This window comes from Actinokineospora guangxiensis (genome assembly GCF_042657845.1).
GTDB lineage: Bacteria > Actinomycetota > Actinomycetes > Mycobacteriales > Pseudonocardiaceae > Actinokineospora > Actinokineospora guangxiensis.
In genome coordinates, this window is record NZ_JBHSKF010000002.1 from 526,759 (window position 1) to 544,294 (window position 17,536).

Below are 17,536 nucleotides of genomic sequence, written 5' to 3' on the forward strand. Positions count from 1 at the left end.
ACGCCATGACCACCTTCGCCACCCCCGCCACTGTCCCCAGCGCGGTCTCGGCCGCGGAAGCCGGCGTCGCCGCCGTCCACCGCTACTACCAGCTCGTCGACGCCGGAGACGTCGCCGGACTGGTGGCCCTCTTCACCCCGTCGGCCTCCTACCACCGACCCGGCTACGCCCCCATGGTCGGCCACGCCGCCATGACGGCCTTCTACTCCGGCGCCCGCGTCATCCGCGAAGGCGCCCACACCGTCACCACGGCCGTGGCCGCGGGCGACCAGGTCGCCGTGCACGGCCGCTTCGCGGGCACCCTGCACACCGGCGAGGAGGTCGCCCTCCGCTTCGCCGACTTCTTCCACCTCGCCCCCGACACCCGCTTCACCCGCCGCGACACCTTCTTCTTCGCCCCCCTCGTCTGACCCGGCACCGGTCCGCTGCCCTCAGCGGAGGGTCGCGGACCGTGCGTCAGCGGGGGAGGCGTCCCGTGGCGATGAGCCCGAATGTGTTGGGCGGGGCGAGGCGTTCGCCCGCGGATTGGAGCCAGGGGGACTGGGTGGACCAGTAGCGGTCCAGGTGCGCCGAGGCGAACCGGGCAGCGAGCAGCGAGCGCAGGGCTTCTTCGTCCACTCCGGACCGGACGACGTGGTACTCGACCATGTCGGAGGGGTTGGTCTCGTCGTATTCGCCGCGGGCGCGGCGCAGGAGGGTGGCCGCGCCGCGGCGGAGGTCGCCGCGCCCCAGGCGCCAGAGGAGGTAGGCGGCGCGGTCCGCGGCGCGGTCGCCTGCGCTGCGGCGGGGGTACCAGAGCGGGTCCTGGTAGCTGACGAACGCGCCCCCCGGGGCCGTGCGCTCGACCAGGGCCCGCGTCGCCCCCAGGTAGTCCGGGATGTGGTGCAGGACCGAGATCGCCAGGACGACGTCGACCGGGGGACCGGTGTGGCAGGCGGCTCCGGTCGGGTCGTGGGTGACCGTGACGCGCCGGTTGTGGGCGAAGCGGCGGCGCAGGAGCGCGGCGCTGGATTCGCTCATCTCGGTGACGTGGACCTCGGCGCCCAGGGCCGCGACGTGGTCGGTGAACGCGCCGTGGCCCGCACCGACCTCCAGCACGCGGCAGGTGCCCGACCGGTCGAGCACCCGGGCCACCACCTGCCTGCACGCGTCCACGACGCGGGCGTTGACGCGGTGGTGGCGCAGGTGCGGCGACCCCACCGTGTAGTCCCACCCCGCGTCGTGGACGGCGCTCTGGTGGGTTCGCTCCGGGGTGCTGGTGGTCGGCATCGCGTCTACGCTCCGGGAACTCGGGTCGAGGGGGGATGCGCGTGTGGCAGGCGGACCTGCGGGCGGCGACCGGCCGCGACCGTGTGGGCCCGGTGCGGGCGGTGTGGCTGCTGCTCACCCGGCCGGGCGTGCTGGCCGTGGCCCTGCTTCGGCTTCAGCAGCGCGCGCCGCTGCCGCTCGCGCACCTGCTGCGCTCGCTCTGCCACCTGCTGACCGGCGCGGACTTCGTCCCCGGGGCCCGCGTGGGGCCGGGATTGCGGCTGGAGCACCCCAGCGGGCTGGTCGTCGGCGCGGGCGCGGTGGTGGGCGCGGACGCGTTCCTGTGCCAGCGGGTCACGCTGGGGGAGCGGCTCGGCGGCCGGGGGCCCGCCTACCCGGTGCTCGGCGACGGCGTCTTCGTCGGCGCGAACGCGACGCTGCTCGGCGGCGTGCGCGTCGGGTCCGGGGCGCGGATCGGGGCGGGGGCCGTCGTGCTGACCGACGTCCCCGCGGGCGCGACCGCCGTCGGCAACCCGGCGCGGGTGCTGCGCCCTCACGCGACCAGCACGGCGTTGTACGGCAGCACCCCCGGCACCGCGCGCAGCCGGTAGCCCAGGGCGGCCACCTCGGCGCGCACCGCGCGGGCGTCCGCCGCCGTCGGGGCCTCCACCACCAGCAGCGGGCGGTCGCGCTCCAGGAGCCCGCGCGCGCCGCGCAGGACGTCTACTTCGGACCCTTCGACATCGATCTTCACCGCGTCGACCCTCGGTGCGCCGAAGTCCGCCCACAGCTCGTCCAGCGGAACCTGCGGGCAGGGGGTGCCGTCGGTGCCGAGGCGGGCGAACGCGTCGTCCTCGGGCACCGACAGCAGGACGCTGTCCCGGCACGAGCCCACCGCCGAGCGCACCACCCGCGCGTTCGGCGTGCCGGAGAGGTTGGCGGCCAGCACCTCGGCGGTGGCGGGCACCGCCTCGACAGCCCACACCGCCGCGTCGGGCCGCGCGTGCCCCACCACCAGGCTGAACCAGCCGTGGTTCGCGCCCACGTCGAGGAACACCCCGCCGGGCCGCAGCGCCGCCGCGCACAGCTCGACCTCGCGGTGCTCGTAGCCGCCCGCGATCAGCGCCGCGCGCGCCACCGCCCCGCGCAGCCGCATCCCCGCGCCCCCGGCGACGGACGCGGTCACGTCGGGCAGCCTGCCGCTGGGCAGGAGCCGGTCGAGCACGGCGAGCACCGGCATCCGCAGCGCGCCGCGCGTCGCGGCGGCGTGCAGGCGGCCGAGGGCGGCCACCCCGTCGATGCGCCACCCGTTCACCCGGGAGGTGGGTGGTTCCGCGCGCCGCAGCCTCGGCCTGGGCAGGGTGCTCACGCGATTCTCACGAGTCGGAGCGGACGAAGAGGCCGTCGCACTGCAGCATCCGGCCGTCGGCGGCGTCGCAGAAGCCCGGCTCCAGGCCCCACAGGCACATCCCGGCCTCGGCCATGCGCTCCACGATGTCGCCGATCAGCTGCTGCCCCTCGTACAGTGGCACCAGCGACAGCTCGACCTGCGCCGCGGCCAGCACCGGCAGGGCGTCGCGCGCGCCCGCGAGGACGGCCCCCTCGAAGCCCTGAACGTCGATCTTCAGCAGGGTCTCCGCAGGCCGCAGCCCTCGACAGGCCATCAGGGCGTCCACTGTGGACATCGGAGCCGTCTCGGTGCGCACGTAGGCCGACTCGGGGGCGGCGCGCAGGTGGCTGTCCAGCATCGGCAGCACCGATGAGGAATACGAGTTCCCGGCCACGTGGATCTCCACCTCGCCCGCCGCCGCGCCCAGCGCGACGCGCTCGGCCTCCCAGTCCGGGTCCGCGGCCGCGGCGCGGGCGAGCCGGTGGTGGGCGTCGGCGACCGGCTCGCAGGAGACGATGCGGCCGCGGAAACCCGCCTGGCGCAGCATCTGCGCGTACTGGCCGCTGTTGGCCCCCACGTCCAGCACGGCGGTGATGCCGCGGTCGGCGCACAGCCGTGCCAAGCGGGTGCTGAAAGGGTGTCGGGTGACGTCGAAGCCGAAGCGCAGGGCGGTGCGCTTGGCCAGCGTGCGCAGGGTCGGCGGTACGCGGTCCAGCAACTGGGTGGCCACCAGGATCGATCCTCCGTCTCGGCGAATGTCGCCGCCGCGCGGCGCGGGCCCGCGACCAGTGTGGACATACTGGCGGCCATGGGGCTCCCGGGGCAGGCCAGAAGCACACCATCGGGGCACCTCGCGCGGGCGGTGGTCGCACTGGGTGGTGGTCAACTGGCCGCCCAGGCGGTGACCGCGGCGGTGCTGGTCGCGCTGGGCCGCGACGACCCGGCGGCCATGGGCGCCGCGGCGGCCTGGTACGGCATCGCGGTCGCCGCCGCCGTCCTGGTCGACGCGGGCGCCTCGACCAGGGTGCTGCGCGACTCCGGCGGCGCCCGCGTGGCTCCCGCCGACCTCGTCGCGGTGGCGGTGCTCAAACCCGCCGCGCTCCTCGCCGCCGCGGCCGTGCTCGCCCTGGTGTGGGACGGTCCGCTCCCCGCGCTGGTCGCGGCGTACGCGGCGCTGCGCTCGGTCGGGCTGGTCGCCCAGTCGGGGTGGCTCGGCCGCGGGCAGGACCTCCGCGCGGCGGCGGCGATCGTCACCGAGCGCTGCGTCGCCGCCCCGGTCGCGGTGGCCGCGTCGGCGCTCGGCGCGCGTCCGGAGGTGGCGCTGTGCCTCGGCCTGGTGGTCGGGGCCGCGGTGGTGGCCGCCACGGCGGCGGGCCCGGTCGCGGCGGCGGCGCGCGGAGCGGGCCGGGCCCGGTGGCGGTCGGCGGCCGGGTACGGGCGCCGGTTCGTGGGTGCGGGCGTGGCGGGCACGCTGGTCCCCCTGGATGTCGTGATCGTCGTGACGGTGGCAGGCGAGCACCAGGCGGGGCTGTACGCGGTGGGCGCGCGATTGCTCGGGCCGCTGGTGGTGCTGGTGACCGCGGCCGGGACGGCGCTGCTGCCCGCTGTCGCCGCGGGCAACCCGCGCGCCCCCCGGCTGCTGCGGGCGGTCGGCGCGACGACCCTCGCCGCCCTCGCCGGGCTGTGGCTCGCCGCCGGGGTGCTGGTGCCGCTGCTGGCAGGCGCCGGGCTGGCGGAGGCGGTGCCCGCCGTGCGCTGGCACATCGGGGTCACCGCCGTCGTCGCCATCGCCCAGCTCATCGTGGTGCGGCTACTGGCCGCGGGCCGGGAGCGACTGGTCAGCGCGCTGCTGCCCGCGGGCGTGCTCGCCGGTCTGGGGGCCGTCGCCGCCGCGGCCGCGCTCGTCCCCGACGCCGCCGCCGTCGCGGGCGCCATCGGCTACGGGATCGCCGCGCTGCTGGTCACCGCTGTTCTCGCGCGCGCCGCGCACGGCGGGCGGGCGCAGGGCGAGCGGGCACAGGGCCAGCGCGAGGGCGATGGCGATGTGTCCTCGGGTGGAGTCGCCCAACGGGGAGAACAGCACGTGCCAGACGGCCACCAGCAGCAGGTACGCCTCGGCCAGGGCGCGCCCGCGCACGGCCCTGGCCAGCCCGCGGGCGAGCAGCGCCAAGGCCAGCAGCCAGAACGGCACGGCGAGCAGGCCCGCCGTCGCCCATGACCCCAGCAGCGCCGAGTGCAGGTAGAGCTGGTCGGGCAGGATGAAGGTGACCAGGTCGTAGGGGTGGATCGGGTAGCCGTGCTCGCGCAGCCAGTCCGCTGCCGCGGACTTGACCTCGCCCGGCACCCGCGCCGAGGGCCCCCACCCGGTCAGCGGGCTCGCCGCGATCGCCGAGACCAGGAACACCACGTCCTTGCGCCCGCCGAGGCCGACTCCGAAGTCGCCGTCCTGGAACGCGTACTTGACCTGCTGCACGCCGCCGAGCGCCCCGGACTCGGCCAAGTCGCCCCACAGCCGCCCGAGCAGCACCGCCGCCATGGCCACCAGCAGCGCGACCCCGACCAGCCCGCGCCGGCGATCGGTGGCCGACCGCAGCCCGCCCGCGACCGCCACCAGCGCGATGACCAGCGCGAACAGAGCCAGGCTGCGGGCGCCCACGACCAGGTGCACGGCCGCGACCCCGACCATGAGCAGCGGGACCGCCACCGTGGACCCCCGGCGGGCGACCCCGCCCAGCGCGGCCAGCACCAGCAGCGTCAGCGCCTGGCCGAGACCGAACTTCCACGGGTCCACCGACGTGTAGTCGGCCGGGGTGAGCACCATCCCCACCACCTGCCCGACGGCGAACCCGGCGATGAGCCTGCCCCGGGTCGCCGCCCCGGTGCGCAGCACGCCGACCGCGAGCCCGGCCAGGAGCACCAGCACCGCCGCCGCGGCGACGTCCTTGACCAGGACGGCGGCGGGCGCCGGGTGGCCGAGCTGCCCGACGAGCACGCCGAGCAGCCAGGCGAACCCCGCGGCGAGCACGGCGGCGCCGGAGCGGGAGCGGGTGAGCACCAGCAGCGCCGCGGGCGCGAGCACCACCGCCGCCAGCTCGGCCAGCGACACGCGCCCGCCCACGCCCGCGAACAGCCAGCAGCCGACGCCGACCGCCGCGGCGAGACCGGTGCGGGCGATCACTGACCGATCCGCGCCTCGGTGCGGTGGAAGTAGGCCCCGTCGATGGGCCGGATCGGCTTCGCCGGGACACCGCCGTACAGGGTGTGCCGCTCGTAGCGGCCGCCGAGGGCGGTGACGCTGCCTGCGGCGAGCACCGCCCGCTCGGCGAGCCGGGTCCCGGCCATGACCACGCAGTTGGTGCTGATGAACGCCTGGTGCTCCAGCACCACGGGGGAAAGGGTCTGCCGCCCGGTGGTGAGGTCGACCGAGTGCGTGAGCACCGTGCAGCGGACCCCGCCCAGGGTGGCGAAGTCGGCCAGCGCCAACCCCCCGGAGCAGTCGATGTAGTGGCGGTTGGTGACCACCGCGTGCTCGCCGAGGACCACCGCGCCGTGCTCGTCGTCCAGACGCAGCCCCGGCGCGACGGTCCACCAGTTCAGCTGCCCGACGATCGCGCCCGCCCCGACCTCCAGCCGCCGCAGGCCGCGGAAGGCGTTGCCGTGCCCGACCACGGCGCCCTCGCCGATCCGGACGGCGCTCCGGCCGTCCACCAGGCAGATGCCCGCTCGCGCGGTGCGGGCGACGTCGTGCCCGCACCACCGCAGCAGGCGGTTCTTGAGCCCGCTCGGCGGCAGCAGCCACAGCGCGGTGCGCAGCAGCGCGATCACCCGGCCACCGCCTTGCGCAGCCGCGTGTACGCCCCGCCGAAGCGCAGCCGGGCCGTCGCCACCCCGACCCCGTGGATCACCGTTCCCGCCACCCCGCGCGCCACCTCCGGCGCGGTCGCGCACTGCGCCCGCCGCACGGTGATCGCCTCGGTGAAGAACCGCCTGCCCGCGCCGCCGGACTTGCTGTCGGCGTGGTAGCGCAGCGCCGCGAGCGGGGCGTGCGCCAGTGCCTGGCGCGGTCGGGTCCTGGCCAGGCGCAGCATCAGGTCGTAGTCCATCGTGTAGTGCAGGTCCTCGGCGAGCCCGCCGAGCCCGCGCAGCACCGAGCGGCGGATGAAGACCGCGCCGGAGAAGGCGTAGCAGCCGTGCAACAGCAGTTTGCCGTGGTCGAGCGGGCGCGCGGGCTCCTCCCGCAGCGTCGCGCCCGCCGCGTCCAGCAGCCGCCACCCGCCCACGACGACGTCCACCCCGTCACCGGTCCCGCCGCCCGCGGCGGCCCGCACCGCGTCGAGCGCGCCGGGCAGCAGCAGGTCGTCGGCGTTGAGCCACCCGACGAAATCGCCCGTGGCGCGCTCCACGGCGCGGTTGAGCGCCTCGGACTGCCCGGAGTCGGGCTCGCTGCGCACGCGCAGGCGCGGGTCGCCGATCGCGGCCAGCACCCGGTCGGTGCCGTCGGTGGAGCAGGCGTCCTGCACGACGACCTCGTCCTCGGGCCCGAGCTGCTCCAGCGCCCCCGCCATCGCCGCGCCGACGTGCCGCACCGCGTTGCGGCACGGCACCACCACACTGATCCGCATCCTTCTCCTCAGTAGACCGAAACCGGGCACCCGCGCATCACCGTGCGCACCAGGTCCGCGTAGCGCGCGCCGACCGCGGCCACGTCGAGCGCGGCCGCCGCCCAGCGGGCCCCCGCCGCGCCGATCGCGCGCCGACCCGGCCCGTCGGCGAGCAGCGCGCGCAGGGACTCCGCCGCCTGCTCGCGGTCGCGCCCGCACACCACGGCGGCGCCGTGGCGGAGCAGTTCGTCGGCGAGGTACACCTGGTCGCTGAGCAGGGCGGGCACCCCGGCGTGCAGGGCCTCGGCGGTGGCGACGCTGAAGTTCTCGTTGTCGCTGACGAGGGCGAACACGTCGGCCGCGGCCAGCAGGCGAGCCCGCCCGGCGGCGTCCACCCAGCCGGGGAAGGACACCCGCCCGTCCGCCCGGGCGCGCAGCGCCCTGGTCAGCGCCGGGTCGCCGCTGCCCGCGACGACGAGCCGGTCGCCGGGGCCCGCCGCGTCGGCGAAGGCGTCCAGCAGCAGCGGCAGGCCCTTCTTGCCGTCGATGCGCCCGCAGAACACCACCAGCCGCTCACCGGGGCCCAGGCCCAGCTCCGCGCGCACCGCCGCGCGGTCGGGTCGGTGGGTGGGCGCGGCCACCGGCAGCGGCAGCACCGCCGTCCTCGGGGTCGCGCCGAAGGTGTGCAGCCGCGCGGCCTCCCGCTGGGTGGTGCACACCACCGACCCCGCCGCCGACAGGTGCTCGCGCCACACCGAGGACAGCCGGGACTTGGCCCAGCGGTGCTTGGCCAGGTCGTAGGGGTCGAGGCTGCCGTGCGGCCACAGCAGGTACGGCACCCCGAACCGGCGGGCGGTGCGCCCGCCGACCACCGAGGTCAGGTCGAAGACGCCGTGCAGCACGATCAGGTCGTGCTGCGGCACCAGCCTGCGCAGCGCGTCGGTGAGCCGCAGGCCGCCGTGCAGGCGCCCGGCGACCAGCCCGGGGCGGATCAAGGCGACGTCGAAGTAGGTCATCGTGGACAGCAGGGTCGTGCCCTGCTCGGGCCGGTCGATGGTGACCAGCGACGGGTCGTGGCCGAGGTGCTGCTCGACGGCCCCGAGCGCGGCCAGCGCGGTGGCCACGCCGCCGTAGGAGTCGCCGACGCTGGCCACGGTGTGCAGCACCCGCAGGCTCACCAGGACACCGCCCGGGTCGAGGCCTCGGCGCTGGTGCGCGGCGCGGGGGCCGTCCTGGCGGCGGCCAGGTCGGCGTCGACCATCAGGCGGGCCAGCTCGGCGCCGCCCACCGTGGCGCGCCACCCGAGCACGCGCGCGGCCTTGCCGGGGTCGCCGATCAGCGAGTCGACCTCGGTGGGGCGGTCGTGGCGCGCGTCGTGGCGCACGTGGTCACGCCAGTCGAGGCCGACGTGCCCGAAGGCGTGGCCGAGGAACTCGCGCACGCTCAGCGCCGACCCGGTGGCGATGACGAAGTCGTCGGGCTCCGGGGCCTGCAGCATCCGCCACATCGCCTCGACGTATTCCGGGGCGTATCCCCAGTCGCGCACCGCGTCCAGGTTGCCGAGGTACAGCGGGACGCGGTCGCCGAGGCTGATCCGCGCGGCGGCCCGGCTGATCTTGCGGGTCACGAAGGTCTCGCCGCGCCGCGGGCTCTCGTGGTTGAACAGGATGCCGTTGACGGCGAACATCCCGTATCCCTCGCGGTAGTTGCGCGTCATCCAGTAGGCGTAGGTCTTGGCCACTGCGTAGGGGGACCTCGGCCGCAACGGCGACCCCTCGTGCTGGGGCGGCGGCGTCCCGCCGAACATCTCCGAAGTGGACGCTTGGTAGAAGCGGCACGGGAGCCCGATCACCCGGATGGCGTCCAGGAGCCGGGTCGTCGCGATGCCGGAGACCTCGCCGGTGTGGGCCGCCTGGTCGAAGCTCACCCGGACATGGCTCTGCGCGGCGAGGTGGTACACCTCATCGGGTGCGACCTTCACCAGGAGTTCGGTCAACCGTGCACCATCGGTGATGTCTCCGTAGTGGAGCGTCAGCCGGGTAAGGGATTCCCGGGGGTCCTCGTAGAGGTGGTTGATACGAGCTGTGGTGAACGTGCTCGCCCGCCGGACCAGACCGTGCACCTCATAACCCTTGTCGAGCAGCAGTTCCGCCAAATAGCTGCCATCCTGGCCGGTGATACCGGTGATCAAGGCACGCTTCACGCGCGTCACCACCTCGATGCGTTCGTGGCGAGGGATTCGCTGACGGCCCATCGTGAACAGGCGCGCGGCGCTCTCGCTCCACCAGCCGAGGAACATCACTCGAAGGAATGCACATGAGCGGTCAGGGGTTTGGCGGGTTGTCCCGGAACACGCGGGTTTACGTTGCCGGGCACAGGGGACTGGTCGGGTCCGCGCTGTGCCGCGCGCTGCGCGGGCGCGTCGAGCTGGTCACGGCGACGTCGGCCGAGTTGGACCTGCGCGACGCCGCGGCCACGGCCGCCTTCCTGGACCGGCACCGCCCGGAGGTGGTGGTCGTCGCCGCCGCCCGGGTCGGCGGCATCGGCGCCAACGCCGCCGCGCCGGTGGACTTCCTCAGCGACAACCTGCGCATCCAACTGTCCATCATGGATGCCGCCCGCGCGCTGCGGGTGCCGCGGCTGCTGTTCCTGGGCTCGTCGTGCATCTACCCCCGCCAGGCCCGACTGCCCATCCGCGAGGAGGAGCTGATGACGGGCCCCCTCGAACCGACCAACAGCGCCTACGCCGTCGCCAAGATCGCCGGTGTCGAGCAGGTCAGGGCGGTGCGCGCTCAGCACGGCTTGGCGTGGATCTCGGCCATGCCGACCAACCTCTACGGCCCCGGCGACAACTTCCACCCGACGCGCTCGCACGTGCTGCCCGCGCTGGTCCGCCGCTTCCACGAGGCCGTGCGCGAGGGCCATGGCGAGGTCGTGGTGTGGGGGACCGGCGCGCCGCGCCGGGAGTTCCTGCACTCCGACGACGCCGCCGCGGCGCTCGTCACCCTCCTGGAGTCCTACGACGACCCCGACCCGATCAACGTCGGCACCGGGCGCGACATCTCCATCGCCGGGCTGGCCCGCCTCATCGCCGACGCCAGCGGCTTCCGGGGGCGGGTGCGCTTCGACGACGCCAAGCCCGACGGCACGCCGCGCAAGGTCCTCGACGTCTCCCGGATCACCGCGCTCGGCTGGCGGCCCGCCATCGCGCTGCGCGAGGGGATCGCGGCCACCTGCGCCTGGTACCGCGACGCCGTCGCCGCCGACCTCGCGGTCGCCCGGTGAGGCGCCCGGTGGAGGTGCTGCTCGTCGGGCTGAACTACGCCCCGGAGCACACCGGCATCGGCCCGTACACCACCGGCGTCGCCCGCGCGCTCGCCGCGGCGGGCCACCGCGTGCGCGTGGTGGCGGGCTTCCCCTACTACCCGGCCTGGCGGCTGCCCGAGGGGTACCGCGCCGGCCTGATCAGGCGCGAAGCCGACGGCCCCGTCGAGGTGACCCGGCTGCGCCACCACGTGCCCCGCTCCTCGACCGGGCTCGGGCGGATCGCCCACGAGGCCAGCTTCGCCGCGCACGCGTGGCTGCGCGGTGTGCCCGGCAGGCCCGACGTGGTGGTCGGGGTGAGCCCGTCGCTGCTGTCGCTGGTGGCCGCGCGCGCCCTGGCCCGCCGGTCCGGGGCGGCTTTCGGCGCGGTCGTCCAGGACGTGTACTCCGCCGCCGCCACCGAGGTCGCGGGCATGGGCGCGCGTGGCGCGGCGGCGGTGCGCGCGCTGGAGTCCGCGCAGCTGCGCGCCGCCGACGGCGTCGTGGTCGCGCACGGGCGCTTCACCGGCACGATCGCCTCTCTCGGCGTCGCGTCCGAGCGGATCAGCGTGATCGAGAACTGGGTGCACATCGCCGCGCCCGCCGAGCGGCGGCGTGCGGCGGTGCGGGCCCGGCTGGGCTGGCGGCCCGACGAGGTCGTCGCCCTGCACGCGGGCAACATGGGCGTCAAGCAGGACCTGACCAACCTGGTGGCCGCCGGGCGGCTGGCGGGGCAGCGGGAGCGGTTCGTGCTCATGGGCGACGGCGCCCAGCGCGCCGCGATCCGCGCCGCCGCGGAGCGGGTGCCCGCGGTGTCGGTCCTGGACCCGGTGCCGGACACCGACTTCCCCGACGTCCTGGCCGCCGCGGACGTGCTGCTGGTCAACGAGCTGCCCGGGGTGCGGGAGATGTGCGTGCCGAGCAAGTTCACCTCCTACTTCATGGCGGCCCGGCCCATCGTCGCCGCCACCGAGGCCGACAGCGCCGCCGCCGCCGAGCTGGCCGCCTCCGGCGCGGGCACCCGGGTGCCGCCGGGGGAGCCCCGGGCTGTGCTGGCCGCGGTGCGCGCCCTGGGCGCGGACCCCGCCCTCGGCGACGCGCTCGGCCGCTGCGGCCGCTCCTACGGCGACTCGCGCAGGCAGGCCGAGAGCGCCTTGGCCCAGTACACAGCCTGGGTCGAGCGGCTGGCGGACGCCCGGTGAGCGCGTCGGTGCTGTTCGTCTGCACGGCCAACGTGTGCCGGTCCCCGGTGGCGCAGGGGATCTTCGGCCGGGCCTTTCCCGAGTGGTCGGTCGCCAGCGCCGGGGTGCGGGCCGAGGCGGGGCTCCCGATGCACCCGCTGTCCTCGGCCGAGCTGGCGGGCCGAGGCGCCGAGCTGCCCGGCTTCGCCTCCTCGCCGGTGACCGCTCACGGCATGCGGCGCGCCGCCGCGGTGATCACCATGAGCCGGGCGGAGCTGCGCGAGGCGCTGCGGGTGGACCCGACCGCGCTGCACCGCACGGCCACCCTGGGCGAGGTCCGCCGGGCCGCCCGCGAGCACGGTGGCGACCTGGCGGAGCTGGTGCGCCGGGTGATCGCGGGCCGCACCGCCGCCCGCCCGGCCGAGGACATCGCCGACCCGCTCGGCGGTCCCGCGGCCGTCGCCGCCGCGGTGGCGGCGGTCGCGGCCGCCGTGGACGAGGTGGTCGCGGCCCTGGGGTCCGTGCGTGCCCAGCGGTAGACCGGGCGGGCTACGGGACCTCGTTGGAGGGCAGGGGCACGGCCTGGTCGGTGGCGATCGCCCTGCCCGCCGCCGCCAGCAGGTCGTGGTCGAGGACGAGGTAGGCCTGCCCGTCGGACGAGGTGCCGGTGCCGCGCACCGGGGCGGTGAAGAAGCGGACCTGATCGCGCGGCACGGCCGCCAGCGCGGCGGCCAGCTCCGTCATCCTGGGGACGGTCAGCCCGGCGTCGACGGAGACGTGGCGGCTGGCCGTGCTCACCACGGCGCGCAGCGTGCCGGGCAGCTCCAGCGCCCCGGTGCCGCCGAGCCGCTTGGCGATGCCCGCCAGCAGCTGCTGCTGGCGCACGATCCGGTCGAGGTCGCCGTGCGGCAGTCCGTAGCGCTGGCGGACCCAGGTCATCGCCCGGTCGCCGTCGAGCAGCAGCGGGCCCGCGGCGAACGAGGTGCCGGTGAGCGGGTCGGTGCTGGCCGCCGGGTTGGTCACCGGCACTCCGCCGAGGTCGCCGGTGATCGCGCGCACCGCGCCGAAGTCGGCCACCAGCACGTGGTCGACGCGGACGCCGACGAGATCCTCCACCGTGCGCACCACCAGCGGGACACCGCCGTGGGCCAGGGAGGCGTTGAGCTTGCCCCGCCCGTGCCCCGGGATGTCCACCCACGAGTCCCTGGGCAGCGCCAGCACGTCGGCGTGGCCGCGGTCGCCCGCGAGCCGCACGAGCATCAGCGCGTCGGCGCGCTGCCCGGTGACCCCGCCGCCGACGTCGGCGCCCTCGCGCCGGTCGGACCCGATGACCAGCACCGAGACCGGGGGGCGCGCGCCGCCTGCCGCCTGCGGCCGCTGGGGCGCGTCGGCGGGGACGGCGGCGGGCAGGACGGTGACGTTCTCGGCGACCAGGCGCGTCAGCGCCCAGCCGAACGCCGCGGCGGCCAGCACGGCCGCGGCCGCGGTGGCCAGCAGCAGCCGCCCCAGCGCGCCCACCGCCCGACGGCGCGCGGACCTACCCGGTGAGACCTCGTCGAGCACGCCTCCACGATAACGGCGGCGCGCACGACCGGGTGTCCACGATGGAGTGAAGGTCGGACGGTCCACTGTGCTGCGCTGCGGGAGGAAACACGTGTGGTGGCTGCGCTACCGAGCGGGCGTCGCGCTCACCGATGCCGTCGCCGTGCTGGGCGCGTCGACCGTGGCCGGGCCGGTGTCCCTGGCGGCCGCGATCGGCCTGGGCGCGTTGTGGTGGGTGGCGCTGGGCGTCGGCGGCGCCCGCGACGCGCGCCTGCTGGGCGTCGGCGACGAGGAGTACCGGCGCATCGTCACGACCACGGCCGCGCTCACCGGGATGGGCGCCGCCCTGGCGGTGCTGGCGGGCACCGTCGAGCCGATGCGCGCGGTGCTGCTGGGCGCGCTGCCGGTGGGGCTGGGCGCGCTCGTGCTGTCGCGCTGGCTGTGGCGCCAGTACGTGCACGCCCGGCGCAGGCGATCGGCGGACTGGTCGCACCGGGTGCTGGTGACCGGGTCGGCCGAGGCCGCCGCACGGCTGGCCGCCGAACTGCGCAGGCGCCGCGACGCCGGGTTCCTTGTGGTCGACACCGCCGCGGTCGAACCCGGCGGCGACCCGGCCGAACAGGCCCGCGCCGTCATGCGCACCGCGCGGCGCGTCGACGCCCACGTGATCGCCGTGGCCGCCGGGGAGGGGCTGGGGGAGGGGGCCCTGCGCAGGCTCGGCTGGCTGCTGGAGGGCAGCGGCCTGCAGCTGGTCGTCGCCCCCGGGCTGACCGCGGTGGCCGGGCCCCGGGTGCGGGTCCGCCCGATCGCCGGGCTGCCGCTGCTGTCCATCGAGGAGCCGGTGTTCAGCGGCGCCGCCCGCATCGCCAAGCGGCTCTTCGACACCGCCGCCGCGCTCGCGGGGATCGTCGTCGCCGCGCCGCTCATGCTGCTCGTCGCCGCGGCCGTGGCGCTGGACGACCGGGGGCCGGTGCTGTTTCGGCAGACCCGCGTCGGCAAGCACGGCAAACCGTTCACCATGGTCAAGTTCCGCACGATGGTGGTCGACGCCGAACGCGCGCGCCAGGCGCTGATGGGCGCCAACGAGTCCGACGGCCCGCTGTTCAAGATCCGCGCCGACCCGCGGCTGACCAGGGTGGGCCGCGTCCTGCGCCGCTACTCCCTCGACGAGCTGCCGCAGCTGGTCAACGTCCTCTTCGGCCGGATGAGCCTCGTCGGACCGCGGCCACCGCTGCCGGAGGAGGTCCTGCGCTACGCCAAGGACACGCGGCGCAGGCTGCTCGTCCCGCCGGGGCTGACCGGGCTGTGGCAGATCAGCGGGCGCTCGAACCTGTCCTGGCCCGAGGGGATCGCCCTGGACCTGCACTACGTGGACAACTGGTCATTCACCACGGACCTGGTGATCCTCTGGAAGACCGCGCGCGCCGTCGTCGGCGGGACTGGAGCCTACTGACGCCAACGGGCGGGCTGGGCGGCTGTCGGTGGCGTAGTAGAGCGTGCTCGCCGTCCGGCCGCGGTGCGGGACCAGGTTGAACACCGCGCCGAGCGCGCGGGCGCCGCTGTTGTCCAGCGCACGGAGGCAGCGCCGCAGGTCCTCGGCGCGCACCCGGCCCGCCCCGACGACCACCAGCGCGCCCGCCGTCTTGGCGGCGAGCAGGGCGCCGTCGGTCACCGGGACCAGCGGCGGGGTGTCGATGATGACCAGGTCGAACCGCTCGCGCAGCGCGGCGAGCACGTCGGCCATCGCCTCGGTGGCCAGCAGCTCGCTCGGGTTCGGCGGGGCCTCGCCCGCGGTCAGCACGTGCAGGTTGCCCCCGCCCCAGCGCTGCAGGGCGTCGTCGAGGCCGATGCGCCCGAGCAGCACCGTCGTCAGGCCGACGATGTCCACCAGCCCCAGGTAGTGGGCGATGCGGGAGCGGCGCAGGTCGGCGTCGACCACGCACACCGACTGGCCGGTGTCGGCGCAGGCCAGCGCCAGGTTCACCGCCGTGGTGCTTTTGCCCTCGCCGGGCACCGACGAGGTGATCACCACCGAGTCGACCTCCGACACCGCGCCCACGAACTGCAGGTTCGTGCGCAGCGAGCGCACCGCCTCGGCCCGCGCGCCCTGGTGCCTGCGGACGAGAACGGGCTCGGCGGCGGCGACCTTGTCGAACGGGATCTCGCCGAGCAGCGGCGCGGGCACCAGGGCGGCCACCTGCGCCTCGGTGCGCACCACCGTGTCCAGCCGGTGCCGCGCCGCGGCGGTCGCGCCGCCCAGCAGCAACCCCAGCAGCAGCCCGACGCCCAGGTAGAGCACCGGGACCGGCCGGACCGGCTCGGTCGGCACCGCGGCGTCGCGGACCGTGCTGATCCGCACCGGCGACGGCGCGTCCCCGGTGCGCTCCAACTGGTCGACCACGGCGACGAACGACCGCCCGAGCGCGTCGGCGATGGCCGCGGCCCGCGCGGGCTCGGTGTCGAGGACGGTGATGTCCACCAGCACCGTGTCCAGCGGCGCGGCCACGCTGACGCGCTCGGCCAGCTCAGTCGCGTCGACCGGCAGCCCCAGTTCCCGCACCACCGGGTCCAGCACCTTCGGGGTGGTGGCCAGCTGCGCGTAGGACTTCACCCGCTGCTGGCTGAAACTGCTGGCGGACAACAGTTCTGTGCCCTCGGCGGCGGGCGTGGTCACGAACAGCTGCGTCCGCGCCTGGTACTGCGGCTTCACCAGCAGGATCAGCGCCACGGCCACCGCGAGCCCCAGCGCCACACCGCCGAGCACCCACCTCCACCGGGCGCGCAGGGCGCGCAGGTACTCCACGAGGTCCACTCCCGCGCCGGCTCAGCTCGCGGCCTCGACCGGGGCGGGCGTGCGCTGCCTGGCCATCGGCACGCCGCTCGCCCGGGTCCGCTCCCGCGAACCGGGCCGCTCCGACTCCTCGTCCTCGGCTTCCGGCTCCGGTCCAGGCGCTTCCACCGCGCCGTGGCCGAGCAGACCGCGGACCCGGGTGAGCGTCCGCAGGACCTCGTCGTGCGCACGCCGCACGTCCGCCGCCTCGTCGTGCGCCTTCGCCACGATGGCCGCCGCGTCGGCGGCCGCCCGCTCCCGCTGCTCCCTCGCCTCGGCCTCCGCCGTCGCCAGCAGCGCCGCGGCCTCCTTCTCGGCGACCAGCACGATGGCCTCGACGGCCTTGCCGAGCTTGGTCACCACCCCACCGTGCCCCGCCCCCTCCTCCGCCGAACCCGCCGCCCGCTCCTCGGCGGCCCGCAGCGCCTCCTGGTCCCGCTCCGCGCGCTCGACCAGCGCGGTGATGAACGTCGTGACCTGCGCCCTGTCGAAACCGCGGAACACGACGTCGAAGGTCGTGCCGTCCACGGGACCCGGCTCTGTGTCCGCCATGGCCACATCCTCTGCCGCCACCGACTTCCCCTGCCATCGGAACCCGGCCCCGACACGCACTCATCGCCCGATCGCGTGACAGCCACCTCCGCGCGGAACCACTTGCGGCGCGGCGCGCTTGCCCTATCCCTGGTGTCTCCGGGCTTCCGGACGCGGCCGCGCGGCTGCTTCCGGACGCGGTGACGAACGCCTGAACCCCTCCCGCCCGCGTGCGCCGGGGCATGGCGGTCGTCGCGGAATCGCGGTGGTCGACGTGGAGGCCGCGGACGCGGGCTTCGAGTTCCGCTCCACCGTGGTCGGCGGCCGGGTGCCGCGCGAGTACGCCCGCGCGGTCGAGGTGGGCTGCCGCGACGCGCTCGCCGACGGGCCGCTCGGCGGGCACCCGGTGACGGGCCTGCGGGTCACCCTGACCGACGGCTCGACCCACGTGAAGGACTCCTCGGAGATGGCGTTCCGCACGGCGGGCAGGCTCGGCTGCGGGCGTGCGCGCCGCGCCTGCTGGAACCGGTCGTCGAGGTCACCGCGACCGTCCCGGCCGACGCGGTGGGCGCGGTGGGCGCGGTCCTCGGCGACCTCGCCTCCCGCCGCGGCCGCGTGTCGGACTCGGCGGTCCATGCCGGCACGGCCACGGTCCCCCTGGCCGAACTGTTCGGCTACGCGACCGCCCTGCGCAGCCGCACTCAGGGCCGCGGCACTCCACGACCCGCCCGGCGGGCTGCTCCCCGGCATCCCCGGCGGTCGGATAGGCGCTCCGGTGAGCCCCACCCCGCACGCGGGTGGGGCTCACCGGAGTTGCTGGGCCAGCCCGGCGCCGGGTGGGTCGAGCGCGACCCCGAGTCGGTGACCAGGCACAATCGGGTCATCGTCGCGATGGAGGACGCTTGACTTG

18 protein-coding genes and 1 pseudogene are annotated in these 17,536 nt (G+C 76.1%); 9 read left to right on the forward strand and 10 right to left on the reverse strand.

Annotated elements, in window-relative coordinates:
- Nucleotides 1-5 precede the first annotated feature (5 nt).
- Nucleotides 6-410: a nuclear transport factor 2 family protein gene (locus ACFPM7_RS05910; protein WP_378244641.1), complete on the forward strand. Its 405-nt coding sequence runs from the start codon at nt 6-8 to the stop codon at nt 408-410.
- Nucleotides 411-456: 46 nt separating this feature from the next.
- On the opposite strand, the gene ACFPM7_RS05915 is transcribed toward ACFPM7_RS05910, so the two are convergent.
- Nucleotides 457-1,269: a class I SAM-dependent methyltransferase gene (locus ACFPM7_RS05915; protein WP_378244643.1), complete on the reverse strand. Its 813-nt coding sequence runs from the start codon at nt 1,267-1,269 to the stop codon at nt 457-459.
- 35 nt (nt 1,270-1,304) lie between these two features.
- Between ACFPM7_RS05915 and ACFPM7_RS05920 the strand changes: the two genes are divergently transcribed.
- Entirely contained in the window at nt 1,305-1,859 is a 555-nt protein-coding gene (locus ACFPM7_RS05920) for a serine O-acetyltransferase (protein WP_378244645.1), read from the forward strand.
- Here the strand turns inward: ACFPM7_RS05920 and ACFPM7_RS05925 are convergent.
- Complete coding sequence (locus ACFPM7_RS05925) at nt 1,802-2,617, reverse strand: FkbM family methyltransferase (RefSeq protein WP_378244647.1); 816 nt, start codon at nt 2,615-2,617, stop codon at nt 1,802-1,804. The genes ACFPM7_RS05920 and ACFPM7_RS05925 overlap by 58 nt on opposite strands.
- A gap of 7 nt (nt 2,618-2,624) precedes the next feature.
- Nucleotides 2,625-3,368, reverse strand: a complete 744-nt coding sequence (locus tag ACFPM7_RS05930) for an FkbM family methyltransferase (protein WP_378244649.1) — start codon at nt 3,366-3,368, stop codon at nt 2,625-2,627.
- 78 nt (nt 3,369-3,446) lie between these two features.
- Here ACFPM7_RS05930 and ACFPM7_RS05935 point away from each other — a divergent pair, with 78 nt between their 5' ends.
- Entirely contained in the window at nt 3,447-4,856 is a 1,410-nt protein-coding gene (locus ACFPM7_RS05935; protein WP_378244651.1) for a lipopolysaccharide biosynthesis protein, read from the forward strand.
- Nucleotides 4,857-5,812: 956 nt separating this feature from the next.
- On the opposite strand, the gene ACFPM7_RS05940 is transcribed toward ACFPM7_RS05935, so the two are convergent.
- Genes ACFPM7_RS05940 through gmd form a run of 4 tightly spaced genes read right to left on the reverse strand, consistent with a single transcriptional unit; the run spans nt 5,813 to nt 9,442 of the window.
- Nucleotides 5,813-6,463, reverse strand: a complete 651-nt coding sequence (locus ACFPM7_RS05940) for an acyltransferase (protein ID WP_378244653.1) — start codon at nt 6,461-6,463, stop codon at nt 5,813-5,815.
- Nucleotides 6,460-7,260, reverse strand: coding sequence for a glycosyltransferase (locus ACFPM7_RS05945; RefSeq protein WP_378244655.1), 801 nt, complete (start codon nt 7,258-7,260; stop codon nt 6,460-6,462). Before ACFPM7_RS05945 ends, ACFPM7_RS05940 begins: the two co-directional genes overlap by 4 nt.
- 8 nt (nt 7,261-7,268) lie before the next feature.
- Entirely contained in the window at nt 7,269-8,417 is a 1,149-nt protein-coding gene (locus ACFPM7_RS05950) for a glycosyltransferase (protein ID WP_378244657.1), read from the reverse strand.
- Nucleotides 8,414-9,442, reverse strand: coding sequence for a GDP-mannose 4,6-dehydratase (gene gmd / locus ACFPM7_RS05955; RefSeq protein WP_378244659.1), 1,029 nt, complete (start codon nt 9,440-9,442; stop codon nt 8,414-8,416). Before gmd ends, ACFPM7_RS05950 begins: the two co-directional genes overlap by 4 nt.
- Before the next feature lie 137 nt (nt 9,443-9,579).
- Between gmd and ACFPM7_RS05960 the strand changes: the two genes are divergently transcribed.
- From ACFPM7_RS05960 to ACFPM7_RS05970, 3 genes are read left to right on the forward strand one after another with little or no spacing between them, the layout of a single operon-like run.
- Complete coding sequence (locus ACFPM7_RS05960) at nt 9,580-10,524, forward strand: GDP-L-fucose synthase family protein (RefSeq protein WP_378244661.1); 945 nt, start codon at nt 9,580-9,582, stop codon at nt 10,522-10,524.
- On the forward strand, nt 10,521-11,744 hold the full coding sequence (locus ACFPM7_RS05965; RefSeq protein ID WP_378244663.1) for a glycosyltransferase: 1,224 nt from the start codon (nt 10,521-10,523) through the stop codon (nt 11,742-11,744). The genes ACFPM7_RS05960 and ACFPM7_RS05965 overlap by 4 nt, the downstream gene beginning before the upstream one ends.
- A complete protein-coding gene (locus ACFPM7_RS05970; RefSeq protein WP_378244665.1) occupies nt 11,741-12,262 on the forward strand; it encodes an arsenate reductase/protein-tyrosine-phosphatase family protein in 522 nt (173 codons plus the stop codon). Before ACFPM7_RS05965 ends, ACFPM7_RS05970 begins: the two co-directional genes overlap by 4 nt.
- A 10-nt stretch (nt 12,263-12,272) precedes the next feature.
- On the opposite strand, the gene ACFPM7_RS05975 is transcribed toward ACFPM7_RS05970, so the two are convergent.
- The gene (locus tag ACFPM7_RS05975) at nt 12,273-13,286 is read right to left on the reverse strand and encodes an LCP family protein (protein WP_378244667.1); all 1,014 of its coding nucleotides are present in this window, start codon (nt 13,284-13,286) and stop codon (nt 12,273-12,275) included.
- Nucleotides 13,287-13,332: 46 nt separating this feature from the next.
- On the opposite strand from ACFPM7_RS05975, the gene ACFPM7_RS05980 reads away from it, so the two are divergent.
- Nucleotides 13,333-14,718 carry a sugar transferase gene (locus ACFPM7_RS05980; RefSeq protein ID WP_378244669.1) on the forward strand — a complete coding sequence of 462 codons (1,386 nt, stop codon included), beginning with the start codon at nt 13,333-13,335 and terminating at the stop codon, nt 14,716-14,718.
- On the opposite strand, the gene ACFPM7_RS05985 is transcribed toward ACFPM7_RS05980, so the two are convergent.
- On the reverse strand, nt 14,647-16,068 hold the full coding sequence (locus ACFPM7_RS05985) for a tyrosine-protein kinase domain-containing protein (RefSeq protein ID WP_378244671.1): 1,422 nt from the start codon (nt 16,066-16,068) through the stop codon (nt 14,647-14,649). The two genes, ACFPM7_RS05980 and ACFPM7_RS05985, sit on opposite strands and share 72 nt — an antisense overlap.
- 21 nt (nt 16,069-16,089) lie before the next feature.
- Nucleotides 16,090-16,647, reverse strand: a complete 558-nt coding sequence (locus tag ACFPM7_RS05990; RefSeq protein WP_378244673.1) for a DivIVA domain-containing protein — start codon at nt 16,645-16,647, stop codon at nt 16,090-16,092.
- A gap of 292 nt (nt 16,648-16,939) precedes the next feature.
- Between ACFPM7_RS05990 and ACFPM7_RS05995 the strand changes: the two are divergent.
- Together ACFPM7_RS05995 and ACFPM7_RS06000 are read left to right on the forward strand one after the other, a co-directional pair.
- Nucleotides 16,940-17,077, forward strand: a pseudogene (locus ACFPM7_RS05995) (hypothetical protein); the annotation flags it as partial.
- Nucleotides 17,078-17,199: 122 nt separating this feature from the next.
- Nucleotides 17,200-17,532: a hypothetical protein gene (locus ACFPM7_RS06000; RefSeq protein WP_378244675.1), complete on the forward strand. Its 333-nt coding sequence runs from the start codon at nt 17,200-17,202 to the stop codon at nt 17,530-17,532.
- Nucleotides 17,533-17,536 lie beyond the last annotated feature (4 nt).